27 protein-coding genes and 1 other RNA gene are annotated in these 26,439 nt (G+C 58.3%); 16 read left to right on the top strand and 12 right to left on the bottom strand.

Annotated elements, in window-relative coordinates; all coding sequences use genetic code 11:
- Positions 1-548 precede the first annotated feature (548 nt).
- Positions 549-1,109 carry an S-type pyocin domain-containing protein gene (locus V6F78_RS10080; RefSeq protein WP_332727104.1) on the bottom strand — a complete coding sequence of 187 codons (561 nt, stop codon included), beginning with the start codon at positions 1,107-1,109 and terminating at the stop codon, positions 549-551.
- A 383-nt stretch (positions 1,110-1,492) separates the two neighbouring features.
- Between V6F78_RS10080 and V6F78_RS10075 the strand changes: the two genes are divergently transcribed.
- Together V6F78_RS10075 and V6F78_RS10070 are read left to right on the top strand one after the other, a co-directional pair.
- A complete protein-coding gene (locus V6F78_RS10075; protein ID WP_047272847.1) occupies positions 1,493-1,969 on the top strand; it encodes a glycine zipper domain-containing protein in 477 nt (158 codons plus the stop codon).
- 251 nt (positions 1,970-2,220) lie between these two features.
- Complete coding sequence (locus tag V6F78_RS10070; RefSeq protein WP_047279789.1) at positions 2,221-3,159, top strand: hypothetical protein; 939 nt, start codon at positions 2,221-2,223, stop codon at positions 3,157-3,159.
- A 134-nt stretch (positions 3,160-3,293) separates the two neighbouring features.
- Here the strand turns inward: V6F78_RS10070 and V6F78_RS10065 are convergent, their stop codons facing one another.
- Positions 3,294-3,758, bottom strand: coding sequence for an Lrp/AsnC family transcriptional regulator (locus V6F78_RS10065; RefSeq protein WP_169839196.1), 465 nt, complete (start codon positions 3,756-3,758; stop codon positions 3,294-3,296).
- Between the two features lie 128 nt (positions 3,759-3,886).
- On the opposite strand from V6F78_RS10065, the gene V6F78_RS10060 reads away from it, so the two are divergent.
- The 5 genes from V6F78_RS10060 to V6F78_RS10040 all read left to right on the top strand — a co-directional run bounded on the left by V6F78_RS10060 (position 3,887) and on the right by V6F78_RS10040 (position 7,941).
- The gene (locus V6F78_RS10060; RefSeq protein WP_047291769.1) at positions 3,887-4,222 is read left to right on the top strand and encodes a hypothetical protein; all 336 of its coding nucleotides are present in this window, start codon (positions 3,887-3,889) and stop codon (positions 4,220-4,222) included.
- 103 nt (positions 4,223-4,325) lie between these two features.
- Positions 4,326-6,086, top strand: a complete 1,761-nt coding sequence (locus V6F78_RS10055; protein ID WP_047291771.1) for a GspE/PulE family protein — start codon at positions 4,326-4,328, stop codon at positions 6,084-6,086.
- Between the two features lie 99 nt (positions 6,087-6,185).
- Entirely contained in the window at positions 6,186-7,106 is a 921-nt protein-coding gene (locus V6F78_RS10050; RefSeq protein ID WP_314401090.1) for an SPFH domain-containing protein, read from the top strand.
- A 3-nt stretch (positions 7,107-7,109) separates the two neighbouring features.
- Positions 7,110-7,559: an NfeD family protein gene (locus tag V6F78_RS10045; RefSeq protein ID WP_169839197.1), complete on the top strand. Its 450-nt coding sequence runs from the start codon at positions 7,110-7,112 to the stop codon at positions 7,557-7,559.
- A 67-nt stretch (positions 7,560-7,626) separates the two neighbouring features.
- Positions 7,627-7,941, top strand: a complete 315-nt coding sequence (locus tag V6F78_RS10040; protein WP_047272840.1) for a DUF2388 domain-containing protein — start codon at positions 7,627-7,629, stop codon at positions 7,939-7,941.
- A 381-nt stretch (positions 7,942-8,322) separates the two neighbouring features.
- Here V6F78_RS10040 and V6F78_RS10035 read toward each other — a convergent pair whose 3' ends face one another.
- Positions 8,323-8,433, bottom strand: a complete 111-nt coding sequence (locus V6F78_RS10035) for a pyocin S6 family toxin immunity protein (RefSeq protein WP_254658290.1) — start codon at positions 8,431-8,433, stop codon at positions 8,323-8,325.
- A gap of 388 nt (positions 8,434-8,821) precedes the next feature.
- Between V6F78_RS10035 and V6F78_RS10030 the strand changes: the two genes are divergently transcribed.
- Positions 8,822-9,964, top strand: a complete 1,143-nt coding sequence (locus V6F78_RS10030; protein ID WP_047291772.1) for a DegT/DnrJ/EryC1/StrS family aminotransferase — start codon at positions 8,822-8,824, stop codon at positions 9,962-9,964.
- A gap of 53 nt (positions 9,965-10,017) precedes the next feature.
- On the opposite strand, the gene gcvH is transcribed toward V6F78_RS10030, so the two are convergent.
- The 8 genes from gcvH to V6F78_RS09990 all read right to left on the bottom strand — a co-directional run bounded on the left by gcvH (position 10,018) and on the right by V6F78_RS09990 (position 19,019).
- Positions 10,018-10,401 (bottom strand): glycine cleavage system protein GcvH, encoded by a 384-nt coding sequence (gene gcvH, locus V6F78_RS10025; RefSeq protein ID WP_047291774.1) that lies wholly within the window; start codon positions 10,399-10,401, stop codon positions 10,018-10,020.
- Positions 10,402-10,463: 62 nt separating this feature from the next.
- A complete protein-coding gene (gcvT, locus tag V6F78_RS10020; RefSeq protein ID WP_047279794.1) occupies positions 10,464-11,546 on the bottom strand; it encodes a glycine cleavage system aminomethyltransferase GcvT in 1,083 nt (360 codons plus the stop codon).
- A 156-nt stretch (positions 11,547-11,702) separates the two neighbouring features.
- A complete protein-coding gene (locus V6F78_RS10015; RefSeq protein ID WP_047272836.1) occupies positions 11,703-13,319 on the bottom strand; it encodes an ABC transporter permease in 1,617 nt (538 codons plus the stop codon).
- Between the two features lie 163 nt (positions 13,320-13,482).
- Entirely contained in the window at positions 13,483-14,484 is a 1,002-nt protein-coding gene (locus tag V6F78_RS10010) for an extracellular solute-binding protein (RefSeq protein WP_047272835.1), read from the bottom strand.
- A 119-nt stretch (positions 14,485-14,603) separates the two neighbouring features.
- A complete protein-coding gene (locus V6F78_RS10005; RefSeq protein ID WP_169835847.1) occupies positions 14,604-15,821 on the bottom strand; it encodes a 2-octaprenyl-3-methyl-6-methoxy-1,4-benzoquinol hydroxylase in 1,218 nt (405 codons plus the stop codon).
- Between the two features lie 86 nt (positions 15,822-15,907).
- The gene (gene ubiH, locus V6F78_RS10000) at positions 15,908-17,095 is read right to left on the bottom strand and encodes a 2-octaprenyl-6-methoxyphenyl hydroxylase (RefSeq protein ID WP_047272833.1); all 1,188 of its coding nucleotides are present in this window, start codon (positions 17,093-17,095) and stop codon (positions 15,908-15,910) included.
- On the bottom strand, positions 17,092-18,426 hold the full coding sequence (pepP, locus tag V6F78_RS09995) for a Xaa-Pro aminopeptidase (protein WP_332727100.1): 1,335 nt from the start codon (positions 18,424-18,426) through the stop codon (positions 17,092-17,094). Before pepP ends, ubiH begins: the two co-directional genes overlap by 4 nt.
- Before the next feature lie 29 nt (positions 18,427-18,455).
- A complete protein-coding gene (locus V6F78_RS09990) occupies positions 18,456-19,019 on the bottom strand; it encodes a YecA/YgfB family protein (protein ID WP_047291779.1) in 564 nt (187 codons plus the stop codon).
- A 134-nt stretch (positions 19,020-19,153) separates the two neighbouring features.
- Here V6F78_RS09990 and V6F78_RS09985 point away from each other — a divergent pair, with 134 nt between their 5' ends.
- The 4 genes from V6F78_RS09985 to V6F78_RS09970 all read left to right on the top strand — a co-directional run bounded on the left by V6F78_RS09985 (position 19,154) and on the right by V6F78_RS09970 (position 20,578).
- The gene (locus V6F78_RS09985) at positions 19,154-19,363 is read left to right on the top strand and encodes a TIGR02449 family protein (protein WP_047272830.1); all 210 of its coding nucleotides are present in this window, start codon (positions 19,154-19,156) and stop codon (positions 19,361-19,363) included.
- Positions 19,360-19,677 (top strand): cell division protein ZapA, encoded by a 318-nt coding sequence (locus V6F78_RS09980; RefSeq protein WP_047279798.1) that lies wholly within the window; start codon positions 19,360-19,362, stop codon positions 19,675-19,677. The genes V6F78_RS09985 and V6F78_RS09980 overlap by 4 nt, the downstream gene beginning before the upstream one ends.
- Before the next feature lie 31 nt (positions 19,678-19,708).
- Positions 19,709-19,886: non-coding RNA, 6S RNA (gene ssrS / locus V6F78_RS09975), on the top strand.
- A gap of 56 nt (positions 19,887-19,942) precedes the next feature.
- Entirely contained in the window at positions 19,943-20,578 is a 636-nt protein-coding gene (locus tag V6F78_RS09970; protein ID WP_047291988.1) for a 5-formyltetrahydrofolate cyclo-ligase, read from the top strand.
- A 21-nt stretch (positions 20,579-20,599) separates the two neighbouring features.
- Here the strand turns inward: V6F78_RS09970 and V6F78_RS09965 are convergent, their stop codons facing one another.
- Positions 20,600-20,749 (bottom strand): hypothetical protein, encoded by a 150-nt coding sequence (locus V6F78_RS09965; protein WP_088500203.1) that lies wholly within the window; start codon positions 20,747-20,749, stop codon positions 20,600-20,602.
- Between the two features lie 194 nt (positions 20,750-20,943).
- On the opposite strand from V6F78_RS09965, the gene V6F78_RS09960 reads away from it, so the two are divergent.
- The 4 genes from V6F78_RS09960 (at position 20,944) to V6F78_RS09945 (ending at position 26,368) form a co-directional block, all read left to right on the top strand.
- The gene (locus V6F78_RS09960; protein WP_047291781.1) at positions 20,944-21,393 is read left to right on the top strand and encodes an EVE domain-containing protein; all 450 of its coding nucleotides are present in this window, start codon (positions 20,944-20,946) and stop codon (positions 21,391-21,393) included.
- A gap of 165 nt (positions 21,394-21,558) precedes the next feature.
- Positions 21,559-22,524 (top strand): HlyD family secretion protein, encoded by a 966-nt coding sequence (locus V6F78_RS09955; RefSeq protein ID WP_047291783.1) that lies wholly within the window; start codon positions 21,559-21,561, stop codon positions 22,522-22,524.
- A complete protein-coding gene (rbbA, locus tag V6F78_RS09950) occupies positions 22,521-25,250 on the top strand; it encodes a ribosome-associated ATPase/putative transporter RbbA (RefSeq protein WP_332727096.1) in 2,730 nt (909 codons plus the stop codon). Before V6F78_RS09955 ends, rbbA begins: the two co-directional genes overlap by 4 nt.
- Complete coding sequence (locus V6F78_RS09945) at positions 25,250-26,368, top strand: ABC transporter permease (RefSeq protein WP_047291787.1); 1,119 nt, start codon at positions 25,250-25,252, stop codon at positions 26,366-26,368. Before rbbA ends, V6F78_RS09945 begins: the two co-directional genes overlap by 1 nt.
- The last annotated feature ends 71 nt before the right edge of the window (positions 26,369-26,439 follow it).

Below are 26,439 nucleotides of genomic sequence, written 5' to 3'. Positions count from 1 at the left end.
ATTCTGGATGTTGGATATAGTGTTTGGCTGCATACAGTGGTGCATGCTTCGGAATGTCGATGCGCTTATTGTTTTTTAGTTTTCGTTTCTCGCAACTGAAAACTAACGCTTAAAGACAATAATCTGCCCAACCCTATGGCTGCACCACATTTCGAGCCTTTTTTCAGGACAAGTCTAATAAAAGAAGTCTTGCAAAAAAGACAGGCTCAAATTAGTCGTTTTATTTATCAAAAGTCCCATTTCACTCAATGCGTCCTGAAGCATCCTCGACCTTTTTTATAAATAGCGCTACTGTCAGAAATGACAGTATGCGAAAGGATCATGTCCTTTGAATTTGCGCGATTGGATCAAGCCCATCAGCGCCGCTGACCCCTGACCGCTGCGCAGCGAACCTGCAAAGTGGCAGTTCTTACGTCCAGGCATGCAAGACATCCATTAGGGTTATGTGCATGCAATTGATTTCGCGTGCTCACTTTGTGCACGTCCACCAAACGTTGTTTTAGGTGTACGGTCCCGGAATGAAAGAGTGCGGATAGCACGGGGGTAAGTCAGTGGCAGTATTCTTGAAGGACTGTGGGTGGCGTCCAGATGAGGAGCACCCCGTTAAGTTCGGCTTCCAATGCAGTCTTGTTCGCGTTCCATTTCACCTGCACGGTGCGTACTGAGTCATCACCTGACGCGCCGGTGTGAATGCCGTAAATCTGCGTGACCCCTTCGGCATCACGTCGGAACTGAAAGCGTACCCGTGTTGTGGCCTTGCTCATGCTGCGCAATTGTTTGTCAGTGTGGAATGTGCCGTCACTCGCAACACGGGCCAGTCCGGGATCCGCACCGATGGCCACTGCCATGACCTCTGACGCGGAAGGCAAAAGCATGGAAGCCGGTTCGGTGGCGGTTCTTGCATCGGTGCAGCACCCGTTTTCAGCCACGCAGGATGTGGCGAAGACCAAATCAGTGCGTGGCTTGGGAGATGGCCACTCATCTTTTGAGCGATACACCGGCTCTGGCAGAGGCAGTTTTTGCCAAGCTGCCCAAGAGGCACCACCGTTTGGACGTTTCGGTTTCCAGAGGGGCTCGAAAAAAGAGTCGTCGTTACCTTCCTTCTTCATGCGAATTGCCTGTCAAATCATCTGAAGCAGGAAGGCTGCAGTCGAATCTGAGGCTTGGTCAGTTCGACCTCGTAACCGTGTGTGTCTATAAGTGAAGTGCAACACGGAGATTTAGCGTGCAATGACCGAGCGCGCGCTGTCGTCCCCCTACCCTCGCCTGAGCCCACATGACGCGATGCTTTTGTTTTAGACACAAAAAAGGCCGCTTTCCTGAGAAAGCGGCCTGTCCGAACTAATGCTCAGACCGTGCAAAATCCATTAAGTTCCCTTATAAAAACAATAACTTAGTAAATTGTGTACAACTCGTGTTACTGGTCGGATTTTGATTGTAACCAACCGCGTACAGCCTCAGGATCGCGCCGTCATCCCTTTGAGGCTTACTTATGAAGCTCACCTCGATTCTCTTGTTGTCCCTTGGCCTGGTCAGTGGCGTAGCCTCGGCCGGTGGCACCACCGAGGCCGGTGTAGGCGGCGCATTAGGCGGGGTTCTTGGCGCCGTGGTTGGACAACAACTCGGCGGCTCGACCGGATCGGCCATTGGCGCAGGCGTAGGCGGCGCGGCCGGTAGTGCCGTGGGTGCGGACAAACGCAGCCGTGGCGAAGCGGCCATCGGTGGCGCCCTGGGCGCAGCGGGCGGTAACGTCTTGGGCCGCAGCATGGGCGGCAGCACGGGCGGCCTGGTCGGCGCAGCCGCTGGCGGCGGCGCAGGCGGCGCGTTGGGCAACTACATGGGTAACAAAAGCGACGCCGATGATCGCGATTACCGTGATCGTGGCAATCGTCGCTACTACCGCGACGATCACCCAGGCCGGGGCCATGCTTACGGCCATCGCAAGAAGAACAAGCATCGTCATCATTGATGACACCCAAACGGGAGCCCACACAGGCTCCCGTTTTTGTTTGTCGGCAAGCCGTCTTCCGCCCCTAAATTGTTTCAATGCATTACGCCCGCCCCTTTCGCGTCAATCATGCAACCTGCATGACCCAGCAAAATACTCAGACTTCTAACCCATTGTTAAACATTGGTTTTTTATAAATCCGGTGTTGGCACACCCCCTGCAATCTCTTGAATGAAGGCTGCACTTCTCACCATTTCAGGAGCACAACAATAATGATCGGGACTACAGAACACTATCCCGCTGCCCTGCAAGACAGCTCTGGCCACTCCGGTGTGTCTTGGGCCGCGATCTTTGCAGGTGCCGCCGCTGCCGCTGCACTTTCCCTCTTGCTGCTGATGTTGGGCGCAGGCTTGGGCTTTTCAGCCGTATCGCCGTGGTCAGGCGAGGGCGTAGGTGCCAAAGGATTGGGCATCACCGCCATCATCTGGCTGGCCGTGACACAAATTATTGCCTCGGGCATGGGCGGCTATCTGGCCGGTCGTCTGCGGGTCAAATGGGCCAACATGCATGGCGATGAAGTGTATTTCCGCGACACCGCCCATGGTTTCCTGGCGTGGGCAGTGGCCACACTGGTGACCGCTACCTTGGTTGCCGGCTCGGTCAGCAGTGTGATTGGCAGCGGCGTACAAGCCGGTGCGAACGTCGCATCGGGTGCAGCCACCGCCATGAGCAGTGCAGCCGGTAGCGCTGCGGGCAACCACGCCAACAACGGTGCGGGCAACAGCTCGGATTATTTCATCGACACGCTGTTTCGCGATGATCGCGGCACCGCCGTCAGCGAAGACGCCGCACACGGCATCGTGACGCGCATTTTCGTCCGCAGCCTGGGCAATGATGGCCAACTGAGTGCTGACGACCGTACCTACCTGGCACAAATCGTCGCTCAGCGTACCAACCTGACTCAGCCTGAAGCCGAGCAACGGGTTGACCAAGTCTACGCCAAGGCCCATCAGGCCATTGAAGAGGCCAAAGTCAAAGCTAAAGAAGCGGCTGACACGGCTGCCAAAGTCGCTGCCTGGACCACCCTGTGGATGTTCATCACCCTGCTGATCGGTGCGTTCTTCGCCAGCCTGTGTGCCACGTTCGGCGGTCGCCGTCGCGACGCAGTGACTTACATCGACCACACCACGACCACCACGGTTGTCCGTTAATTCAGGAGAATAAAAATGCGCTCATTACTGCTGTTTTTCCTCGGTATCCCGATCCCGATCATCATCCTGATTGCGCTGTTTGTTCACTGACAGCACACCAACGGCCTTCCTTGTGAAGGTCGTTTTTTTGCGCGCTACACCGGCAGGCACGTGGTCGATTTGATTTCAGACAGCGCCACAATCGAGTTCACTTCCTGAATGCCCGGCACCAACGACAGTTGCTCGAAGAAGAAACGCTCATAAGCCTCGATGTCCGAGGTCACGATCCGCAACAAAAAATCCACCGATCCCATCAGCACGTAGCACTCCAGCACCTGCGGGAACCCTCGGATCGCATCCGTGAATTGGGTAAAGTTGGAGCGTCCGTGGGCATTGAGTTTTACCTCAGCAAAGATCTGCGTATTCAGGCCCACCTTCTTGCGATCCAGCAAGGTCACCTGCCCCCGAATGATGCCTTCCTCTTTCATGCGCTGAATCCGGCGCCAGCAGGGGGACTGCGACAAGCCCACTTTTTCTGCGATCTGTGCGCTGGACAGTGAAGCGTCTTCTTGCAGAAGGGCCAAAATCCTGCGGTCGTAAGCGTCCAGTTCACCTTGCATAAATATTCCCGATTATTAGCTCATTAGGAATTGATCAAGTCTTAATTGATCAAATTCCGATCATCATAGATAAATAATTTCCGACAATGCATGTGAATATTTCTCCAGCCGAAATCAGGAGTCATTGCATGCCACATCTTGAAGCCGTACCCACCGCGACACGCGCCGATGTCTGGGCCGTAAACACTGCCCCCTGCACAGTGCGTTATCAGATTGTGGCGGAGGCTGAAGCCGATGTGCTGTGCCGCGCACTGAACCTGTTTGCCTTGCAGCAGTTGATTCCCCAGCAGGTAGAGGTCATGCGCGAAGACGATGTATTACGCATAGACATCGTCAGCGATGAGCAAAGCTGGCACCGCGCCCAGGTGATCGGCGAAAAACTGCGCAACCTGGTGAGTGTCTGTGAACTGGTGATGCATCAGGTGACGTGCAGCCCGTCCCGCCTGCTAAAGCGCTCGCAATAGCTGGTATTGATTGGCAGTCGCCACAGCCCGGTGCGCGGCTAGGCTTGGGTATTCAAGGCCAGACAAGGACCTGTCTGCGCTTGTGCATTGCCAAGGAGTCTTCATGCACGCCCATCCTGCCGCCGATCGCCCGCTTGACCTTGAACAGCTGCTGCCGGGTCTTATTGCTCAAGGGTTAATCGCCCAGCCACTGGCCGATCAGGTGTTGACGCGTTATCGCACCTCCAGCCTGGACCCCGTCCACCCGCTGGTGTTTCTGGCGGCGCAGCAATTACCCGACCTGACGCGCCCCGGCAAAACCCTCACGCTTGAGCACCTCACGGCTTGGCTTGCGCAACAATGCGGGCAGCCCTACGTGCGCCTCGATCCCTTGAAAATCGATGCCGCCAGCGTCACGGGGCTCATGTCCAGCGCGTTCGCGCAGCGTCATCAAATTCTTGCGATTGCAGCCGATCAACACGCGATCACCGTTGCCAGTGCGCAACCCAATGTGAGGGGGTGGGAGGCCGATTTGCGCCAGGCCCTCAATCGCCCCATCAAGCGGGTTTTTGCCAACCCCCTTGAGATTGCCCGACTCGGAACGGAACTGTTCCGTTTGGCCAAATCCGTCACAGGGGCTGCACTGACGGATCAAAAAAACACCCACTTGCCCAACCTTGAGCAGTTGATAAACCTTGGCGCGGGCAATCAGGAACCCGATGCCAACGATGCCCATATCATCCATATCGTTGACTGGTTGTTTCAGCACGCGTTCGAACAGCGGGCCAGCGATATCCATATCGAACCCCGGCGCCAGCAAGGGGCCGTGCGCTTGCGCATTGATGGCATGCTGCACAGCGTTTATCACTTTCCGCCGCAGGTCACGACCGCAGTGGTCAGCCGCCTGAAAAGCCTGGGCCGCATGAATGTCGCTGAAAAACGCAAACCTCAAGACGGCCGCATCAAAACCAAAACACCGGCAGGGGCCGAGGTGGAGCTGCGTCTGGCCACCCTGCCCACCGCCTTTGGCGAAAAAATGGTGCTGCGCATTTTCGACCCCCACGTTTTACTCAAGGGTTTTGACCAACTCGGCTTCAGCGTTGAAGACATGCAGCGCTGGGACCGTATGACCCGTCAGCCCAACGGCATTATTTTGATCACAGGCCCAACGGGATCGGGCAAAACCAGCACGTTGTACGCAACGCTCAAGCAATTGGCCTCACCGCAGATCAACTTGTGCACGCTGGAAGATCCAATTGAAATGATTGAGCCTGCCTTCAACCAGACACAGGTGCAGCCCAACATAGATTTAACCTTTGCCAACGGGGTGCGTGCGCTCATGCGCCAAGACCCGGACATCATCATGCTCGGTGAAATACGTGACCTGGAAACCGCTGAAATGGCGATTCAAGCCGCACTGACCGGGCACTTGGTGTTGTCGACGTTGCACACCAACGATGCACCCGGCGCCATTAACCGTTTACAGGAACTCGGGGTGGCGCCCTATTTGATCAAAGCAACCTTGCTGGGCGTGATGGCCCAGCGATTGATACGAATCTTATGCCCGGACTGCAAAAGCGAACACCGCGTGTCACCCGATGACTGGCACAACTTCGCACCCGGCAGCCCGGCGCCCTCCAGCGTTTTTGCCGCCACAGGCTGTGATCACTGTCGGGAGACTGGCTACAACGGCCGAGCTGGCATTTACGAGATCATGTTGATGACTGACACGCTCACAGCATTGATTAGCCATGACACCGATATCAACGCCCTGCGCAGAGCGGCCTGTGAAGAAGGCATGCGCCAATTAAGACTGGCGGCGGCGCACAAAGTAACGACGGGCGTTACTTCCATGGATGAAGCCTTACGCGTCATTACCGCTTAGTTGAATTATTTTGAATAATATTTAACCGATTAAGGCGTGCGTTCGAGGGATACAATTTTTTCCGGATTTATCTCGAGTCACCTCAAACAAGGAATGGTTATGGAATTCAACTATGTTGTTTTGCTCTTTGTCGTATTGGCGCTGTCTTTGCTTTTTATGGGGTTCAAAGTTGTGCCTCAAGGCTATGAGTGGACAGTAGAGCGCTTCGGGCGTTACACCAATACGCTTAAACCCGGCCTGAACATCATTATTCCCGTCATGGATAGCATCGGGCGCAAGCTCAATGTTATGGAAAGTGTGCTGGATATCCCGCCACAAGAGGTCATTACGTCCGACAACGCTACGGTACAGATAGATGCCGTATGTTTTTTCCAGGTCGTTAATACCGCCCAGGCGGCCTATGAGGTCAACAACCTCGAACATGCCATTCGCAACCTTCTACAAACCAACATTCGCACGGTGCTTGGCTCAATGGAGCTGGATGCCATGCTCAGCCAGCGTGACGGTATCAATGAAAAACTGCTGCGCACGGTAGATGAAGCAACAGCGCCATGGGGGATCAAAATCACCCGAATCGAGATCAAAGACATCAGCCCGCCTGCGGATTTGATGGCCGCCATGTCAGGCCAAATGAAAGCCGAACGCATCAAGAGGGCGCAAATCCTGGAAGCCGAAGGCTTGCGAGCCTCTGCGATTTTGACGGCTGAAGGTAAAAAACAAGCCCAGATTCTCGAAGCCGAAGGCGGTCGGCAGGCAGCATTTCTTGCCTCTGAAGCCCGTGAACGCCAGGCGGAAGCAGAAGCGCGCGCGACCCAAGTGGTTTCCGAGGCCATTGCAACCGGCAACGTGCAGGCTATCAATTACTTTGTGGCGCAAAAATACGTTGATGCCTTGGGCAAAATCGCGTCTGCCGACAACAGCAAAGTGATCCTCATGCCACTGGAGGCCAGCCAAGTGATCGGAGCAGTGGGTGGAATCGGCGAAATAGTCAGAGCCTCATTCGATAAAACGAAGGGCTAAGACATGTTGGAACTCCTGCAAAACCTCAACCACTGGAACTGGCTGGCTCTGGCAGCAGTGCTACTGATCTTGGAGGTGTTCGGTACAGGCGGGTATTTGCTGTGGGCCGGGCTTGCCGCTGCTCTTGTGGCCGGGTTGAAGTTTTTGATACCCGAGCTGGCCTGGACGCTGCAATTGCCGCTGTTTGGCGTACTGGCCATCCTGACGGCGGTGTACTGGTGGAAACGCCAGCGCACTTCGCCCGCCTTGAGCGATCAACCTTTCCTCAACCGCAGGGGGCATGAACTCATCGGCCGCACATTCCTCGTTCAACAAGCCATTGTGGATGGACGAGGGAAAATCAAAGCGGGCGACAGTGTATGGATGGCCGAAGGGCCTGACGCCGAGGTGGGCACGGCCGTGCGGGTGGTCGCTCAGAATGGGGTCGTGCTCACAGTAGAAATTGTGACGTAAGGTTACGGAACTCTCTAACACTGACTAGAATCAAAGTTGGTAGTTCATTTATCCGGAGTTTCCCATCATGCGTCTCAAATATGCTGTTGCCGCTGCCGCTTTGTTGACCCTTCCTGTTGGCTCAGCGATGGCCGACAGCTTCTGGCGCAACGTCCTGTCGTCCGGTGCGACCACGGGTTCCACCTACCTGACGTTCAAAAAAGACCGTAAGGTCATCGCCGCACAAGATGACGCAGGCAGTTTTGTGGCCAGCAACGGCGAGATCCGTGGGCCATACCTGGAGTCGGCCATGCAGGAGGTTCGCGCGCAGAACCCGAACCTGAAAGTGAGTGACATGGACTTGGCCAACGCGATTCTGGCAAAAAACGCGACCGCTGAATAAAACCGGCCTGTCGCCTCTGACGTGCCGGCTCACTCGTCTGGCGGTGAAGCGTTGCCCTTCTTCACCGCCAGACGTTTGGTACACCCTCAGTGGCAAACTCTGATGGGTGTTTATAGAGTGCTCATCGACGCCATCGGAAATGTTGTTTGGGTGTGAGTATCCAGAGGGAATGAGTCAGCACCGCTGACCTTAACTTTCAAAAGCCGATTTTCAAGGCGTATTACACGTGAGATGAAAGAGGTGCTCATCGTCACTTAAACGCCTACCTGTTAATCCCTCGATGTCAGTGAGTTGGATAATGCACAACACCGTCAAACACTGTTAATCCGACAACATAGTTAGACTGTAAGAAAATTCCCCGAATGTACTGCCATATGATCGCTATGCCTCAACATCCCTGCATAACTTCAAGCCTGTTGGAAGGGCCTGACCTAAGATTTTTAAAATCTGCGCGGCCTGTTCACTGCTTAATAGCCATCCACCTTCTGCCATTGCGTTAAGACTTTTATGGCCGAGCGCTTAAACAATTGATCGTTAAAAAGTGGTTGATATCACGTTAAACACTTAATCAAATCATCGTCAGTAGGGTCAGGTATAAAACCACTGATACTCAGGCACATAAGCATTTCTGTATGACTGCTGTTTGATCGATTTTCCGTTTTATACACCCGTGGGGGCGCCATGCTCACCTACGTGTTTACCTTGCTTGTCGCAGACCTCAACGGCTCCATGCTGGTTGATAGTCCCCTTCATAACGCGCTTCATTCAGCCTTCATACAGAAATTTCACCTGATGTGATCCATGCTCTGGGTATGATTTGGGCCATGTGCTATTGCTCTATGGTCTCTCATTACTCATTCACATCGGACGTCACGCCTTTATGAGCTCGCTGCCCTTCTTGCCGTTTTCCAAACCAACCATCGATGAAGCCACCATTGCTGCCGTGGGCGACGTGTTGCGCTCGGGCTGGATCACCAGCGGGCCAAAGGTTCAGGCATTCGAGGCGCAATTGTCCGAGTACGTGGGCGGTCGCCCGGTGCGCACGTTCAACTCCGGCACGTGCACCATGGAAATCGCCCTGCGCATCGCAGGGATCGGTGCAGGTGACGAAGTCATCACGACGCCGATCTCATGGGTCGCGACTGCCAATGTGATTCTCGAGGTCGGCGCTACGCCGGTGTTTGCCGATATTGATCCGATCACCCGCAATATTGACCTGAAGAAAGCCGAAGCCGCGATTACGCCACGCACCAAAGCCATCATTGCGGTTTACCTCTCCGGCCTGCCGGTGGACATGGACGCCCTGTACGCTCTGGCCAAAAAACATAACCTGCGCGTGGTCGAAGACGCCGCTCAGGCCCTAGGCGCGAGCTGGAACGGGCAGCGCATCGGCGCACGCGGGGATTTCGTGTCGTTCAGTTTCCAGGCCAACAAGAACATCACCTCGTCCGAGGGCGGGTGTTTGGTGCTCAATAACGAAGAAGAAGCGCGGCTGGCTGAGAAATACCGCCTGCAAGGCGTCACCCGTACCGGATTCGATGGCCTGGATGTCGACGTTCTGGGCGGCAAGTTCAACATGACTGACATTGCGGCTGCCATCGGTCTCGGGCAGTTCGCCCATATCGAGACGATTACCGCGCACCGCCGTGAATTGGCCAGGCATTATTTCGAGTGTTTCGGCCCTGGCTTTGAAGCCGAATACGGCGCGCAATTGCCTGTGGCTGATTTCAGCACTACCAATTGGCACTTGTTCCAGCTAGTGCTGCCTGAGCGCAAGGACGGCCAACCGGCACGGGCTACGTTCATGAAAGATATGCAGGCATTGGGCGTGGGCGTGGGCTATCACTACCCGCCCATTCACTTGCTGAGCCTGTATCGCGCGCAAGGTTTCAAAGAAGGGATGTTCCCCGTCGCAGAACGCGTAGGGCGGCTGATTGTGTCATTGCCGATGTTCACGGCGATGACCAAAGCCGATGTGGAGCGGTCGGTTAAAGCCGTCAAGGCCGTGTTGCAGAACGCGTAACCGATTTCGCTGCCGGTAGAGAGGTCTGCCGGCAGCGACCGCCCCGCCGTGGCTTACTCGCCAATGGCGGCTTTGTAGCCAGCGGCATCCAGCAGTTTGTCCAGCTCAGCGGTGTTGCTTGGCTTGAGTTTGAAGATCCAGCTCGCGTAAGGATCGCTGTTCAGGCTTTCAGGGCTGTCGGCCAGCGTCTCATTGACCGCGATCACTTCACCGGACACTGGCGCATAGATGTCCGAGGCGGCTTTTACCGACTCCACGACGCCTGCAGTGTCGCCTGCGGCAAACACTTTGCCCACTTCGGCCAACTCAACGAACACCACATCCCCCAACGCTTCCTGAGCGTGATCACTGATACCCACAGTGACAGTGCCGTCCGCTTCCAGACGGGCCCACTCGTGACTTTCGGCAAAGCGCAGCTCAGCGGGGATATTGCTCATATTCAGTGTCCTCAATAAGAAATGTCAGCCGCTTGCACACAGCGCAAGCCTGCCGGTAAACGTTAGATCAAGGCTTTGCCTAGACGTACAAACGTGGGTTTGACCACGCGAACCGGGTACCACTTGCCGCGAATTTCGACTTCAGCACGGTCACCCGTGGCGATCGGAACGCGGGCCAAGGCAATCGATTTGCTTAGCGTAGGAGAGAAACTACCACTGGTTATCTCTCCTTCGCCAACACCAGCAATACGAACAACCTGATGAGCCCGTAGGACGCCTCGCTCTTCGAGCACCAAACCCACCAGTTTCAGCGGCACGCCCCCTGCTTTTTCGGCTTCCAGCGCTTCGCGTCCGATGAACAGGCGCGAAGCCGGTTCCCAGGCGATGGTCCATTCCATGTTGGCGCAAAGGGGCGAGACCGACAGGTGAATGTCTTGACCATAGAGGTTAAGACCCGCCTCCAGGCGCAACGTGTCACGCGCACCGAGGCCGATTGGAGAGATACCTGCACCGACCAGATCGTTGAAGAACGCTGGCGCCTGATCGGCGGGGAGCACTATTTCCAGCCCGTCTTCGCCGGTATAACCGGTGCGGGCAATGAACCAGTCCCCTGCGTCCAGTCCTTCGAAGGGTTTGAGCTGGTGAATCACATCGCTGCGGGCCTGGCTCACCAGTTCAGCGACCTTATGCCGGGCCTGTGGGCCTTGAATCGCCAGCAGCGCCAGCTCCGGGCGTTCCTGCAACTGCACGTCAAAACCGCGGGACTGGGCCGTCATCCACGCCAGGTCCTGATCGCGGGTCGCTGCGTTGACCACTAAGCGGTAACCGTCGGCCCTGAGGTAAACGATCATGTCGTCGACCACGCCACCCTTTTCATTGAGCATGGCGCTGTAGAGCGCACGGCCAGGGGTGTGAAGACGCTCGACATCGTTGGCCAATAAATGCTGAAGCCATTCCTTGGCCTGCACGCCGCCGACGTCAATCACGGTCATGTGCGAGACATCAAACACTCCACAGTCCCGACGCACTTCGTGGTGTTCCTCCACCTGCGAGCCGTAATGCAAAGGCATGTCCCAACCGCCAAAATCGACCATCTTCGCGCCGAGGGCGAGATGCAGGTCATACAAAGGCGTACGCTGTCCCATGGGTTCCTCCTTCCGGGATTGGCGAAGGTGCGGACAGGCGTGCAAAGTGTTTCAAGCTAGTTAAGTTAGCTTTCTTACACTGCGCAGGGAACCTGGCCTGATTGACAGACCGCACCGAATGCCGCGCATTGTAGCCGCATGCCGGAGCACTGACACCTAGCCGATTCGATGGGCCGAGCGGCGAATCAACCCGATGACCGGCAACAGTCCCACCAGTACCAGCGTCAGGGCGGGCAGTGAAGCACGGGCCCATTCGCCTTCACTGGTCATTTCGAAGATGCGCACGGCCAGTGTGTCCCAGCCGAAGGGCCGCATTAGAAGGGTTGCGGGCATTTCCTTGAGCACGTCGACAAACACCAGCAGCGCCGCACTCAATGTCCCCGGCAACAACAACGGCAGATACACTTTGAAAAACAGTCGCGGGCCACTCACGCCCAAGCTGCGTGCAGCTTCGGGCAACGACGGACGAATGCGCGCCAGGCTGTTTTCGAGCGGGCCATAAGCGACGGCGATAAAGCGCACCAGATACGCCAGTAACAAGGCTGAAAGGCTGCCCAGCAGCAAGGGCTTGCCCGCGCCGCCCAGCCAGCCGGAAACCGGAATGACCAGTTCGCGATCCAGATAACTGAAGGCCAACATGATCGACACCGCCAATACCGAACCGGGTAGCGCGTAGCCCAGGTTAGCCAGGCTCACCCCGGCACGGATGGTCGGTGTCGGCGCCTGACGCCGGGCAAACGCCAGCACCAGAGCCACACAGACCGTGATAAGCGCCGCCATGCCGCCCAAGTACAAGGTGTGCAATATCAGGCCCGTGTAACGCTCATCGAGGTCAAAGCGCCCACGTTGCCAAAACCACACCACCAGTTGCAGCATCGGGATCACAAACGCACACGCAAACACCAGCGCGCACCACCCGCTGGCCAACCAGGCTTTAGGCCCGGTGAGGTGATAGAGGGCCTTACCGCGCGGACGCTCGTTACTGGCACGGCTGGCGCCCCGGGCGCGGCGTTCGCCATAGAGCACGATCATCACCACCAGTAACAGCAGGCTGGCCAGTTGCGCGGCGGTTGAGAGACTGAAAAAGCCGTACCAGGTTTTGTAGATCGCCGTGGTGAACGTGTCGAAATTGAACACCGACACGGCCCCGAAATCAGCCAGCGTCTCCATCAGCGCCAACGCCACCCCGGCGCCGATGGCCGGGCGCGCCATGGGTAAGGCCACGCGCCAGAACGCCTGCCACGGGCTTTGCCCCAGCACCCGCGCCGCCTCCATCAACCCTTTGCCCTGCGCCAAAAATGCAGTGCGCGCCAGCAAATAGACATACGGGTAGAACACCAGAATCAGCACGATGATCACGCCACCGGTGGAGCGCACGCGAGGCAAACGCAGCCCCGTGCCGAACCATTCGCGCAGCAGCGTTTGAACCGGTCCGGCGAAGTCCAGCAAGCCGACGAACACAAACGCCAGCACGTAGGCCGGGATCGCGAACGGCAACATCAGCGCCCAGTCGAGCCAGCGTCTGCCCGGGAATTCGCACAAGCTGGTCAACCACGCAAGGCTGACGCCCAGCAGGGTGACGCCGATCCCGACCCCGATGATCAGCGTCAGCGTGTTGCCCAGCAGACGCGGCATTTGTGTGTCCCACAGGTGGTTCCAGATCTGGCTGTCCACACTTTGCCAGGACAACAGCAAAACGCTCAGGGGCAAAAGCACCAGGGCAGCGATGCTAAAAACCAGCGGATACCAGCGACGTTGGGCGGGATGTGCCACAAAAGACTCTCGGAAGGAGGGAAGGACCAGCGATTGTATGTTGCGTTGTTACACGATGTGGAGGGGGAAGGCTGCGCGCGGCCCGAATAGAGACCGCGCGCCTTCGAACAGACCGCCCGTCAGCGCCCTCTGCGCGAGGGTGAGGGTTGGCTTTAGACCGGGTTTAATTCCAGCCCGCGCGGTCCATCATGCGGATGGCTTCAGCCTGGCGTTTACCAGCCACTTCGACTGGCAAGGCGTCTGCCTTGAACTCACCCCAACTGGCCACTTCGGCAGAAGGCGGAACGCTCGGGTTAGCCGGGAACTCCTGATTGGTGCCTGCAAAGATCGACTGCGCCTGCGGCGTGGTCATCCACTCGACCAGCGCCTTGGCGGCTTGCGGGTGCGGAGCGTATTGGGTCAAACCAATACCCGACAGGTTGACGTGTACACCGCGATCAGCCTGATTGGGCCAAAACAACTTCACGGCCAGGTCGGGCTTCTGCTTGTGCAGGCGGCCGTAGTAGTAGGTATTGACGATGCCCACGTCGCACTGACCGGCGTTGATTGCCTCCAGCACCGCGATGTCATCCGAGAACACATCAGTGGACAGGTTGTTCACCCAGCCTTTGAGGATCTCTTCGGTTTTGTCGGCACCGTTCACTTCGATCATGGTGGCGGTCAGCGACTGGTTGTACACCTTTTTGGCGGTGCGCAGGCACAGGCGGCCTTCCCACTCTTTATTGGCCAGCGCTTCGTAGGTGGACAGCTCTTCAGGTTTGACCCGGTCCGTGGAGTAGGCGATGGTCCGCGCACGCAAGCTCAGGCCCGTCCATGCGTGGGAAGAAGAGCGGTATTGCGGCGGGATGTTTTTATCGATCACTTCGGACGTGAACGGCTGCAGGATGCCCATTTGCTCGGCTTGCCACAGGTTGCCCGCGTCCACGGTCAACAACAGGTCGGCAGTCGCATTTTGGCCCTCTGCCTTGATGCGCTGCATCAGCGGCGCTTCCTTGTCCGTGATGAACTTGACCTTGACCCCGGTTTTCGCGGTGTAGGCGTCAAATACCGGCTTGATCAGTTCGTCGATGCGCGAGGAATACACCACCACTTCGTCGGCAGCGTAGACGCTGCTCGCAAAAACGCTCAGGGCCAGGGCAGTCAGTAGACGCTTGGGTGCCAACATGGGGGGCGGTCTCTCTAGATGCGAATCGGGCGTAAATGGTAGTGAATCACATTTGCCAGCTCAACCTAACTCGCCCCCGAGGCGTTACCAGATGTTGCAAAGACCGGGACAGGCTCCGATCAGGGCTTGGCCAGCGGCGGCAGATCCCCGGTCAACCCCAGCGCCTGACGCACGAACACCGCTTTGGCCTCGGGCATTTGGTTGACCCACTTCAGGCCGCTGTTGCGCAGCAAGCGCGCGGTGAGCGAATCCGCCTGAAACAGTCGCTGAAAGCCTTCCATCGCCGCCATCAACGCCAGGTTGTGCGGCATACGACGACGCTCGAAACGGCTTAGTACTTTGATGTCGGCCAGACGTTCGCCGCGGTCAACCGCGTGCAACAACACGTGGGCCAACACCGCCGCATCAAGGAAACCGAGGTTGACGCCCTGCCCGGCCAACGGGTGGATGGTGTGGGCGGCATCACCGATCAGTGCCAACCCTTCGGCGACATAGCGTTTGGCGTGACGTTGGCGCAAAGGCACACAGACCCTCGGGTCTGCGCTCAGTACCGGCCCGAGGCGCCCTTCGAACGCCCGCTCAAGCTCACGGCAGAAACCGTCGTCATCCAGCGCCATCAAACGTTGGGCTTCTTCAGGCGTGGTGGACCAGACAATCGAGCACCAGTCCTGCTGGCCATCGCGCTCCAAAGGCAAAAATGCCAAGGGCCCGTGGTCAGTGAATCGCTGCCAGGCGGTTTGCTGATGCGGCTGGGCGCAGTGAACGCTGGTGACAATGGCGTGATGCATGTAGTCCCATTCGCGGGTCTCACAGCCCGTGAGGCGGCGCACCGCCGAGTGGGCACCATCGGCTGCGATCACCAGCGGCGCGCGCAAGGTGCGACCGTCCGCCAGCGTCAGCAGCCACTCGTCCCCTGAGCGGCGCATCTGTTCCAGCCGCGCATTGGCCAGCAATTCGATGTCGCTGCCCTGCAAACACTCCAGCAGCGCATCCTGCACCACACGGTTTTCTACGATATGACCCAGCACGTCGGCGTGCACGCTGGCCGCCGAGAAATGGATCTGGCCTGTCCCGCTGCCGTCCCACACGTGCATGTGCGAATAGGGGCTGACGCGGCGCCGGACGATACCGTCCCACGCACCCAGGCGTTGCAGGATGCGCTGGCTGGCGGCCGACAAGGCGCTGACCCGAGGCTCGAAGACGTCGTCGGTACTGAACGGTTTGACGCTCAGCGGGCCGCCATCGAGCAGCAGGATTTTCAAGCCGCTGTCCTTGAGCGCCAGCGCCAAGGCACTTCCGACCATTCCGGCCCCAACAATCAGCAGATCTGCGCGCATTTCCATGCTTTAAGCCTGTGTCGTGAGCGGCAAGCGCCGCACGTGAAAAAAGGATCGACAAGGGGCGCGAACGCCCCCGGCCATCATCAACTGTCTGCGCGGGTGCCCAGGCCCATGGCCTGACGGGCAAACCAGCGTTTGGCTGGAGGCAGCAGATCAAGCCCCAGCAAGCCCAGGTTGCGGCCGAACGACACCAGCGTCTGATCGCTACCAAACAACCGCGTCACCTGGTCTGAAAAACCAATGGTCAATTGCTGGTCGAGTTTTTGCCGCTGTTGATAACTCAACAACGTGGCCAGATCGCCGGGGTGTTTGTCGCTCGCCAACAACGCGTCGGCCAAAGCCTGGGCATCGCGCAGCGACAGGTTAAAACCCTGACCGGCAATGGGATGCAGGCTGTGGGCGGCATTCCCCAACACAGTCAGGTGCGGGCGTACTTGCTCTTGCGCCTCGATCAGCGTCAGCGGATACAAATGCCGCGCCCCGACTTGCTTGAGGGTGCCCAGGCGATAGCCGAACACGCCCTGCAATTCACTGAGGAAGCTGCGCTCATCCAGCGCGGCCAAACGCTCGGCGTCCATCCCCAAGCGGGTCCACACCAACGCGCAACGGTTTTCCGGCAGCGGCAGCAAGGCCATCGGGCCTTCGTCGGTGAAACGCTCAAAGGCCATCCCGCCGTGGGCTTCACTCGGGGTGATGTTGGCGATCAGCGCACTTTGGTCATAAGGACGCTTGCTGACATGAATCCCCAACTGCTCGCGCAAGCCCGAACGCCCGCCATCGGCCAGCACGGCGAGGTCGCAGTCAAGCGTGGTTTCATCGTTGAGGGTCAGGCGATAGCCGTCTTCAAGCGGCTGCAGGTGGATAACTTCAGCGGGGCAGCGCCAGGTAATGACGTCAGGGTCCAGGTTTTTCCACAGGCACTGGCCCAGCCAGGCGTTTTCGACCACGTACCCCAGCGCTGGCACGCCTTCTTCAATGGCGGACAAGCGTGCGGTCGAAAAACGCCCGCGGTCGGACACGTGAATGTCCTTGATCGGTTCGGCGCGGGTGGCGATGGACTGCCACAGCCCCAGTCGCTCATAGATCTGCCGGGCGCCATAGCTCAAGGCCGAAGAACGCGCGTCGTAGCTGGGCTGGTAGCTATTGCCGGGAGCGAAGGGTTCGATCAGGACGATTTTCCAGCCCCGCGCCTTGGCGCCAGCCTGCAACGCCAGCGCAAGGCTCGCACCCACCAGCCCGCCGCCAATGATGGCCAGATTGACCCGACTCATGCTGCGTTCACCTTGGCCGCAGCCATCAAGGCCTCGATATCGGCCACCGTTTTCGGCACATCGCCGGTCAAAATCTCACAACCGTTTTTGGTGACCACTACGTCATCCTCGATCCGCACACCGATGCCGCGCCATTTTTTGGCGACGGTTTGATTGTTAGGGCTGATGTAGATGCCGGGCTCAACGGTGAGGGTCATGCCGACTTCCAGCACGCGCCACTCACCCCCGACCTTGTACTCACCCACGTCATGCACATCCAGCCCCAGCCAATGACCGGCGCGGTGCATGTAGAACGCTTTATAGGCTTGGCTGGCGATCAGCTCGTCGACTTCGCCCTGCAATAACCCCAGCGCCACCAGCCCCGCCGTTATCACGTGAACAGTCGCCTCGTGGGCCTGATTCCAGTGTTTGTTCGGCGCGATTTCAGCGAACGCGGCTTCTTGCGACGCCAGCACCAGGTCATAAATTGCTTTTTGCTCGGGCGAAAAGATCCCGTTGACCGGAAAGGTGCGGCTGATATCGCTGGCATAACAGTCGATCTCGCAACCCGCATCGATCAGCACCAGATCGCCGTCCTTGAGCAGGGCGTCGTTCTCTTGGTAGTGAAGGATGCAGCTGTTGTCACCCGAAGCGACAATCGAGCCATACGCTGGCATTTTTGCCCCGCTTTTACGGAATTCATAATCCAGCTCGGCTTCCAGACTGTATTCATGCAAGCCCGGACGGCTGACTTGCATGGCACGGATATGAGCACGGGCCGAAATCTGCGCCGCGTGGCGCATGACTTTGATTTCTGCCGCCGATTTATACAGGCGCATGTCATGCAGCAGATGATCCAGGGCAACAAACTCGTTGGGCGGCTGAGCGCCGAGGCTGGCCTTGGAGCGGATGGTGTTGATCCACTCCATCAAATGGCGATCGAATTGCGGGTTGCTGCCCATCGCTGAGTACACCCGGTCGCGGCCTTCAATCAGCCCCGGCAGGATGTCGTCGATGTCGGTAATGGGGAATGCATCGTGCGCACCGAAATCGCGCATGGCGCCTTCCTGCCCGGCCCGCAAACCGTCCCACAGCTCGCGCTCAGGGTTGCGTTCGCGGCAAAACAGCACGAATTCGCCATGAGCCCGGCCGGGGATCAACACGATCACCGCTTCAGGCTCGGGGAAACCGCTCAAATACTGGAAGTTACTTTCCTGGCGGTAGACGTGCTCGACGTCACGGTTGCGGATCGCCACGGGGGCCGCGGGCAATATCGCGATACTGTTGGATTCCATCTGCGCCATGAGCGCCTTGCGGCGGCGTGCGTATTCCGATTTCGGGATATGGATCATGGGCAGACGGGTTTCCTCTTGGTGATCGATCAGTGCAACGAAGGCTTGGCGGCCGCTGACGCTTCAGGCTTTTTTGTTTCGGTGAACAGCAACAGCGGCGCAACGCGCAAGTATTCCATCACTTCCATGTAGTCGCTTTCACCGTCTTCAGATTCTTCCAGCGCGTCCTGCACCTGTGCGATGGCCGCCAGGTCTTGCAGCACTTCCTTGCCTTCGATGCTCAACGCGTTATCACGGTAGTTAAGGCCGAAACCGGCCAGAAAACCCTGGCACCACTCACCCAGTGCAGTGGCGCGATCAGGCAGTGGCGCGTCGTCTGTTGGCAGCAACAGCACGACGGTCATGTCGTCACTGGTCAGTTCGCCCTTGACCATCTCTTGCAAACCGATCAAGGCATTGCGTACGTTGTCACTGATTTCATTTTCGCTCTGGAACAGCTCTGTGGCATCGGCCAGCCAGTTGTCAGGTTCAAAGCCGGCACCGGCCGCACTGCGACCCAGCAACAGGCCGTGCAACTCGGCAGGCGATACGTTAATGCCGCTGGTGCTCAGCAGGGCGGCAAAGGCTTGGTACGGGGAGTTCTGAATAGGCATGGTCAGCTAGGCGCCAAGCGGCGCTATGTCTAGAATGGAGGCCTTGTATCCTAGCATCGGCAGACGAGCCAGACCATCGAGGCGTCAACTGCCCTGATCGTCACCCTCCATCAGAAAATACACAGTAGGACACAATGGAAGACACCGACCTGCATGAACTGATGGCTAGACTCGAACGCTTGATTAGCCGGGTCGAGCAACTTAAAAGTCAAAACGGACTCTTACTAGCTCAGGAAAAGACTTGGCGCGAGGAACGCGCGCACCTCATTGAAAAAAACGAAATCGCCCGACACAAGGTGGAATCGATGATTTCGCGCCTCAAAGCCCTGGAGCAAGACTCATGAGTTCAAGCAATAGCGTCACCGTGCATATCCTCGATAAAGAATATTCGATCATGTGCCCCCAGGAAGAACGGACCAACCTGGTGAGCGCCGCCCGTTACCTGGACGGCAAAATGCGCGAAATCCGCAGCAGCGGCAAAGTCATTGGCGCCGACCGCATCGCCGTCATGGCCGCGCTCAATATCACTCACGATCTGCTGCACAAGCAGGAGGTCGCCGAAGTTCAGACCAGCAGCTCCACCCGCGAACAAGTGCGAGACCTGCTGGAACGCGTGGATCTGGTGCTTGCCACTGATCCGAACGAACGTCAAAGCTGATTCAAAAGGTTTCTTTGGGGTATACTCGCGCCACTCCCTGGAGTATTCGCCAGTTAGCGATGTCCCTGAGCCGATTCGCACTACCCTGGAGCTTGCACGTTGGACCGGTGTGCATGTCCGCTAGACGGAAAGCCTTAAGGTCTACTGCAACTTCCACCTTGAACTTTCGGGTTCAAGGGCCAAGCCGACAGCGGTACGTCGGGGAGCCTGATTTTTCCAGTGCAATGCCAGCCCTCTGCTGGCATTGGCTTTCTCGGTGTCGACCTTGAACAGCACGCCACCTACCCGCCCGCAACTTCGCCGACAACTGCGCAATGCCCGCCGCGAACTGTCGCCCTGCGCGCAACGTCTGGCCGCCCGCGGCCTGTACCGGCAACTGGCGCAACATCCTTTGTTTCGCCGCGCCAAACACCTCTCGCTATATCTGCCCACCGACGGTGAGATCGATCCGCGCCTGCTGCTGCGCGAAGCGCAACGCCGGGGCAAGATCACCTACCTGCCGGTACTCAGCGCGTGGCCGCGGACCAAAATGGTGTTTCAACGCATCGCCCCTGGCGAGAAGCTGATCCCCAACCGCTTCCGTATTCTGGAGCCACGCATCAACCCCGCACGCCAACGCAAGGTCTGGACACTCGACCTGGTGTTGCTGCCATTGGTGGGGTTCGATGCGAAGGGTGGAAGGCTGGGCATGGGCGGCGGGTTTTACGACCGCAGCCTGGCGTATCTGGGACGCCGACAGAGCTGGCGCAAACCGACACTGTTAGGCCTGGCCCACGAATGCCAAAAGGTCGAAAGCCTGACACAAGCCAGTTGGGACGTACCGTTACAAGGCACGGTGTCAGACAAACAGTGGTACGTCGCCCACACATCGCCAAGGCATCACGTTGAGTGCGATGCCTGAAACGCGTTAACGCAAGAAAGTTTAGCGTTTGAAAGGTTGTACTTGCTGTTGAGCCAGTTCAATCGGCGCGTCGGTCGAGTTGGACCACAAACTTTGCGCATACCCCGTCGTCACTACGCCCAAACCGAACAAAAAAGCCAAAACCCACAGTACATCCGGTTTGCGTTTCATCGATTGCCCCCCTTCAGGCAAATCAACACGATGACAGCAACGGTTTTTTTATAGGCCGTGCAGCAGCGTCAAGCTTAAAATCCCGGCATTCTGCGACAACCCGTAACGACACGCAAACGATGGCGTCAACCGGCTGTCGGTTTATCAAAATGTTTCAAGAAAGATGATTCACATCATGTTTCAGGAGAAGAAAAATGGCCCATTGGTTGATGAAATCCGAGCCTGACGAGTTCTCGATCAAGGACTTACAGAAAGTCGGTGAGGCGCGCTGGGACGGCGTTCGTAACTACCAGGCACGTAATTTCATGCGTGCCATGGCGGTGGGCGATGCGTTCTTTTTCTACCATTCGAGTTGCCCGCAACCCGGCATTGCCGGGATTGGCCGCATCGTCGAAGCGGCCTACCCCGACCCCACCGCGCTCGACCCCGACAGCCCTTACTACGACCCCAAAGCCAGTGCCGAGAAAAACCCGTGGAGTGCGTTGCAAGTAGCTCACGTGCACACATTTCCTCAGGTGATCAAGCTCGACTACCTCAAACAACAGGCGGCGCTGGCCGAGATGCCCCTGGTTCAAAAAGGCAGCCGCCTTTCAGTCATGCCCGTCACAGACGAACAATGGGCGACGGTGCTGGGGCTGCTCTGACGGGTAGCCACGCCCTGCAGGCTCAGGCGTGCGCCTGCAAACGGGCAAATCACTTCGGCAACCTCGCTCAATAGCGTCTAGGCTTTGACCTTCCTTTGATTGGCATCAAACCGCCCCGGCAGTGAGACCGTCAAACTAGAGCGCTCTGTGAGACAGGATGTTGGCATGTCGAAGAACAACCGTGTATCCCATTATTTCGTTATTCCGTTGGTGATCCTGCTGGTGGCGGCAGGCGGGTTCGGTTACTGGAAATCCCAGCATGACCGACTCCCCGAAGGCATCAGCATGGGCAACGGCCGACTTGAATCCACTGAAGTCCAGATCGCCGCCAAAATCCCCGGTCGCCTTGCGCAAGTGCTGGTCGACGAGGGCGATCGCGTGACCAAGGGTCAACTGCTGGCACGCATGGACACCCGCACCCTCGAAGCCTCGCGCAATCAGGCCGAGGCCGAAGTGCTGCGAGCCCGGCAAACCCTGGCCGCCAACGAGGCCAACGTACAACTGCGCCAAAGCGAAAAACTGCTCGCCAGCCAGGAACTCAAACGCTTCCGCCAACTGGCCCAGCGCGGCTTTGCCAGCGGCCAGCAACTCGATCAGCAACAAGCACGTTTTGACACCAGCAATGCTGCCGTGGTCGCCGCGCAGGCTCAGGTCGCCGCTGCCAAGGCCGCGATCCATTCCAGCGAAGCGCAAGTGGCACAGCTCACCAGCGAGATTGACGACAGCAGCCTGCGGGCGCCCATCGACGGTGTCATCCAGCTGCGCCTTGCCGAGCCCGGCGAAGTGCTGGGCTCGGGCGGACGCGTGTTCATGATGATCGACCCCAGCGACCAGTACATGAACCTGTATTTACCCGCTTCAGTGGTCGGCAAACTGACCGTCGGCGCGCAAGCGCGCATCCTGCTCGACGCCCTGCCCGACACGCCACTGCCCGCAAAAATCAGCTTCGTGGCCGCCAAATCGCAGTTCACCCCCAAGGAGGTCGAAACCCGCGACGAGCGTCAAAAACTGGTGTTCCGCGTCAAACTTCGTCTCACCGACCCGAGCGCCGTGCCTCAGGCTAAACCCGGAATGCCCGGCGCCGGGTATGTGCGCACTGCCGACGTGGACTGGCCGGCCAATCTGCAATGAGCAACCTGGCGCTCAACGCCAGTGGCATCTGCCACCGGTACGGTAAACAGCAGGCGCTGCTCGACATCACCTTCAGCTTGCCTAAAGGCACGCGCTGCGGGCTGATTGGCCCGGATGGCGCGGGCAAGTCGAGCTTGCTGGGGCTGATTGCCGGGGTCAAAAAGCTCCAGCAAGGCAGCCTTGAGGTGCTCGGCGGGCCGATTGACGATCGCCGCCATCGCAACACGCTTTACCCGTTGATTGCCTTTATGCCCCAAGGGCTTGGCGGCAACCTGTACCCGGAGTTGTCGATCAGCGAAAACATTCGCTTTTTCGGCACGTTGTTCGGCCTGTCCAAAGACGACTGCGAACAACGCATGGCCAACTTGCTCAAGGCCACGGACCTGGAGCGATTTGCCGAACGACCCGCGGGCAAGTTGTCCGGCGGTATGAAGCAAAAGCTCGGGCTGTGTTGCGCGCTGATTCACGAGCCCGACCTGTTGATCCTTGACGAACCGACCACCGGCGTCGACCCGCTGTCCCGTCGGCGCTTTTGGGAACTGGTCGACGACGTACGCAGCCAGCGCCCGCAACTGACATTGCTGGTTGCCACGGCCTACATGGAAGAAGCGGAACAGTTCGAGCACTGCCTGATGCTCGACCGCGGCGCATTGATTGCGACCGGGCTCACGCAGGAACTGGCGGCGGTCGCATCCACCGGCAAACTGGACGAAGCGTTTACCCACTATCAGGGCGATACCGGCCACAGCAACGAGCCGCTGGTGATTGCGCCACGGGTCAGCGACAACAGCGATATCGCCATCGAAGCCCATGACCTGACCCTCAAATTCGGCGACTTTACCGCCGTGAACAACGTCAGCTTCGCTATCGGACGCGGTGAAATCTTCGGGTTTCTGGGCTCCAACGGTTGTGGCAAGACCACCACCATGAAAGTGCTGACCGGGTTGATGCCCGCCACCGAAGGCAGCGCCAAACTGCTCGGTAATCCGGTGGATGCCAAAGACCTGGCCACACGCAAACGCGTGGGCTTCATGTCCCAGAGTTTCTCGCTGTATGGCGAGTTGAGCGTGCGGCAAAACCTGGTCTTGCACGCCCAGTTGTTCGACTTGCCCAAAGAAGACAGCCGCGCGCGGATTGAAGAGCTGATCGAGCGTTTTGATCTGGCTGATATTGCCGAGCAACAGTCCGGCGAGTTGCCACTGGGGTTGCGTCAACGTCTGTCGCTGGCCGTGGCGGTATTGCATCGCCCCGAAGTCCTGATCCTTGATGAGCCCACCTCGGGGGTTGACCCGGCCGCGCGCGACGACTTCTGGCGACTGCTGATCGAACTGTCGCGCGATCAGGGCGTGACGATTTTCTTGTCCACCCACTTCATGAACGAAGCCCAGCGCTGCGACCGTATTTCGTTGATGCACGCCGGCAAAGTACTGGCCTGCGACACCCCCGATGCGTTGCAGCAGCAGTTTCACGGCGAGACGCTGGAAGCCGCATTCGTCACGTGCCTGGAGCAGGCGCAAAACGAGCAGGAGAGTAGCGCGGTGCCCGCGCCCGACGCCGCTGCGGCGGTGGTCAATGCGCCACCACCGCCCAGCAAAAGCGGCTTCAGCCTGACCCGGCTGATAGCCGTCGCCAGCCGCGAATCCAAAGAGCTGCTACGCGATAAAGTCCGCATGGCGTTCGCCTTGCTGGGCGCGCTGTTCATGATGGTGATTTTTGGCTACGGCATTTCACTGGACGTGGAAAACCTGGCGTTCGCCGTCTACGACCAGGACCAAAGCCCGCAAAGCCGCGCGTATCTGGAGGCCTTCCGCAGCTCGCGTTACTTCGAAGAACACGCGCCCATCTACAGTGCAGAAGAACTGCACAAGCGTCTGCAACGTTCAGAAATCAAAATCGCACTGGAAATCCCGCCGGGTTTTGGCCGCGACCTGTACGCAGGGCGCCAGCCCACCGTCGCCGCCTGGCTGGATGGCGGCATGCCATTCCGTGCAGAAACCAGCCGTAACTATGTTGAATCCGTGCACCAGGCCAACCTTGAACAACTGGCCGCGCTGAGCAGTCTGGCGCAAAACAAACAAGGTGGCGCCAAGCTCGAAACCCGTTTTCGCTACAACCAGGACGTGGTCAGCGTGAATGCCATCGGCCCGGGCGTGATGGCGCTGATTCTCGCCTTTATCCCGGCCATGCTGACGGCGCTGGGGATCGTGCGGGAAAAAGAGCTGGGGTCCATCACCAACTTCTACGCCACGCCCCTGACCCGGCTTGAATTCTTGCTGGGCAAACAGGTGCCGTACCTGGTGGTGAGTCTGGTCAATCTGGCGCTGCTGGTGGCGATGAACCGCTGGCTGTTCGGCGTGCCGTTCAAAGGCAGCGCACTGACGCTGGCGCTCGGCGGGCTGCTGTACGTGTTGTCGACCACCAGCATGGGGCTGTTGATTTCAGCGTTCACCCGCACCCAGATCGCGGCAATTCTCGGCACCATGATCATCACCAGCCTGCCGACGATCCAATTCTCCGGGCTGATCGTGCCGCGCTCGTCACTGGACGGCTCTGCGGCGCTGATGGGCATGCTGTTCCCTGCCGGGCACTTTCTCGATATTGCGGTCGGTACGTTTACCAAAGCCCTGGATTTGCGCCAGCTGTGGCCGCAATGCCTGGCGTTGCTGGGCTTCTTCGTCGCCTTTACCGGCCTGAGTCTCATCATGCTCAAGAAGCAGGAGGTTTGATGCACCAGCTCTCGCACATCCTGCGCCTGGGGATCAAAGAACTCACAAGCCTGCGCCATGACAGCGTTCTGCTGCTGTTTTTGTTCTACGCCTTCACGGTAGCGATTTACATGCCGGCGGCGGGGTCAATTATTGGCGTGCATAACGCCAGCGTCGCGATTGTCGATGAAGACCACAGCGCCTTGTCACGCAAACTCAGCGAATCGTTGCTGCCGCCAGAATTCCAAACCCCGCAAGCGTTGCCTTACGATCAGCTGGATGCGTCCATGGATGGCGGCCAATACACCTTCGTCATCAACGTACCGGCCAACTTTCAGGCGGACCTGCTGGCCGGGCGTGAACCGGGTCTGCAGGTCAACGTGGATGCCACGGCGATGAGTCAGGCGTTTATGGGCGCGGGCTACATTGGGCGCATCTTTCAACGTGAGCTGCTCAATTACACCGGCCAGGCCGACGCTGCCGCGAACACGCCAGTACGGATCAGCGGCCGTGCGCTGTTCAACCCGAACCTTGAGGGCGGCTGGTTTTTGGCGGTGATTCAGATCGTCAACAACATCACCATTTTGGCCATTGTGCTGACCGGCACCGCGCTGTTGCGCGAGCGAGAACACGGCACCCTCGATCACTTGCTGGTGCTACCGCTGACAGCGCTGGAAATCATGCTGGCAAAAATCTGGAGCAACATGCTGGTCGTGGTGCTCTGCACCTGGGTGTCGCTGGAGGTCATCGTCAAATGGGCGCTGGGCGTGCCGCTGGCCGGATCACTGGCGTTGTTTCTGGGGGTGACGGCGCTTTACCTGTTTGCCAGTACCGCCCTGGGGATTTTCCTCGCCACCCTCGCCCGCTCAACACCGCAGTTCGGCTTGCTGGCCATCCCGGTCATCATCCCGATGCTGTTGCTCTCGGGTGGCAGCACGCCGCTGGACAGCATGCCTGAATGGTTGCAGTGGGTGATGCAGTGCTCGCCCTCAACCCACTTCGTGAGTTTGAGCGCAGCGATTCTGTTCAGAGGAGCCGGAGTGGACGTGGTGTGGCCCGACTTACTGGCACTGGCGACCATCGGGCTGCTGTTTTTCGCGATTGCCCTGGCGCGGTTTCGCAAGAGCCTGGCGTCGTAACGTTCGTGCAGGGCATGAACGACTGACACCGGTTTTGTTCGCGACGCGATGGGTGCGAACAAAACCACTGC

This window comes from Pseudomonas sp. ESBL9 (assembly GCF_036668715.1).
Lineage (GTDB): Bacteria > Pseudomonadota > Gammaproteobacteria > Pseudomonadales > Pseudomonadaceae > Aquipseudomonas > Aquipseudomonas lundensis.
The sequence above is the reverse complement of the archived record's forward strand: the minus strand, read 5'-3'. Positions and strand labels throughout refer to the sequence as shown.

What these genes read in the sequence shown, in the direction of transcription:
- V6F78_RS10040 (WP_047272840.1), top strand. Translation starts at nt 7,627, where the DNA reads ATGCGTCTCAAATATGCTGTTGCCGCTGCCGCTTTGTTGACCCTTCCT.
- V6F78_RS10070 (WP_047279789.1), top strand. Translation starts at nt 2,221, where the DNA reads ATGATCGGGACTACAGAACACTATCCCGCTGCCCTGCAAGACAGCTCT.
- V6F78_RS09985 (WP_047272830.1), top strand. Translation starts at nt 19,154, where the DNA reads ATGGAAGACACCGACCTGCATGAACTGATGGCTAGACTCGAACGCTTG.
- V6F78_RS10045 (WP_169839197.1), top strand. Translation starts at nt 7,110, where the DNA reads ATGTTGGAACTCCTGCAAAACCTCAACCACTGGAACTGGCTGGCTCTG.
- rbbA (WP_332727096.1), top strand. Translation starts at nt 22,521, where the DNA reads ATGAGCAACCTGGCGCTCAACGCCAGTGGCATCTGCCACCGGTACGGT.
- V6F78_RS10080 (WP_332727104.1), bottom strand. Translation starts at nt 1,109, where the DNA reads ATGAAGAAGGAAGGTAACGACGACTCTTTTTTCGAGCCCCTCTGGAAA.
- V6F78_RS09955 (WP_047291783.1), top strand. Translation starts at nt 21,559, where the DNA reads ATGTCGAAGAACAACCGTGTATCCCATTATTTCGTTATTCCGTTGGTG.
- ubiH (WP_047272833.1), bottom strand. Translation starts at nt 17,095, where the DNA reads ATGAGTCGGGTCAATCTGGCCATCATTGGCGGCGGGCTGGTGGGTGCG.
- gcvT (WP_047279794.1), bottom strand. Translation starts at nt 11,546, where the DNA reads ATGGGACAGCGTACGCCTTTGTATGACCTGCATCTCGCCCTCGGCGCG.
- V6F78_RS09965 (WP_088500203.1), bottom strand. Translation starts at nt 20,749, where the DNA reads ATGAAACGCAAACCGGATGTACTGTGGGTTTTGGCTTTTTTGTTCGGT.
- V6F78_RS10060 (WP_047291769.1), top strand. Translation starts at nt 3,887, where the DNA reads ATGCCACATCTTGAAGCCGTACCCACCGCGACACGCGCCGATGTCTGG.
- pepP (WP_332727100.1), bottom strand. Translation starts at nt 18,426, where the DNA reads ATGATCCATATCCCGAAATCGGAATACGCACGCCGCCGCAAGGCGCTC.
- V6F78_RS09960 (WP_047291781.1), top strand. Translation starts at nt 20,944, where the DNA reads ATGGCCCATTGGTTGATGAAATCCGAGCCTGACGAGTTCTCGATCAAG.
- V6F78_RS09980 (WP_047279798.1), top strand. Translation starts at nt 19,360, where the DNA reads ATGAGTTCAAGCAATAGCGTCACCGTGCATATCCTCGATAAAGAATAT.
- V6F78_RS10010 (WP_047272835.1), bottom strand. Translation starts at nt 14,484, where the DNA reads ATGTTGGCACCCAAGCGTCTACTGACTGCCCTGGCCCTGAGCGTTTTT.
- V6F78_RS10055 (WP_047291771.1), top strand. Translation starts at nt 4,326, where the DNA reads ATGCACGCCCATCCTGCCGCCGATCGCCCGCTTGACCTTGAACAGCTG.
- V6F78_RS10035 (WP_254658290.1), bottom strand. Translation starts at nt 8,433, where the DNA reads ATGGCAGAAGGTGGATGGCTATTAAGCAGTGAACAGGCCGCGCAGATT.
- gcvH (WP_047291774.1), bottom strand. Translation starts at nt 10,401, where the DNA reads ATGAGCAATATCCCCGCTGAGCTGCGCTTTGCCGAAAGTCACGAGTGG.
- V6F78_RS10075 (WP_047272847.1), top strand. Translation starts at nt 1,493, where the DNA reads ATGAAGCTCACCTCGATTCTCTTGTTGTCCCTTGGCCTGGTCAGTGGC.
- V6F78_RS10050 (WP_314401090.1), top strand. Translation starts at nt 6,186, where the DNA reads ATGGAATTCAACTATGTTGTTTTGCTCTTTGTCGTATTGGCGCTGTCT.
- V6F78_RS10030 (WP_047291772.1), top strand. Translation starts at nt 8,822, where the DNA reads ATGAGCTCGCTGCCCTTCTTGCCGTTTTCCAAACCAACCATCGATGAA.
- V6F78_RS09990 (WP_047291779.1), bottom strand. Translation starts at nt 19,019, where the DNA reads ATGCCTATTCAGAACTCCCCGTACCAAGCCTTTGCCGCCCTGCTGAGC.
- V6F78_RS10005 (WP_169835847.1), bottom strand. Translation starts at nt 15,821, where the DNA reads ATGCGCGCAGATCTGCTGATTGTTGGGGCCGGAATGGTCGGAAGTGCC.
- V6F78_RS10065 (WP_169839196.1), bottom strand. Translation starts at nt 3,758, where the DNA reads ATGCAAGGTGAACTGGACGCTTACGACCGCAGGATTTTGGCCCTTCTG.
- V6F78_RS09945 (WP_047291787.1), top strand. Translation starts at nt 25,250, where the DNA reads ATGCACCAGCTCTCGCACATCCTGCGCCTGGGGATCAAAGAACTCACA.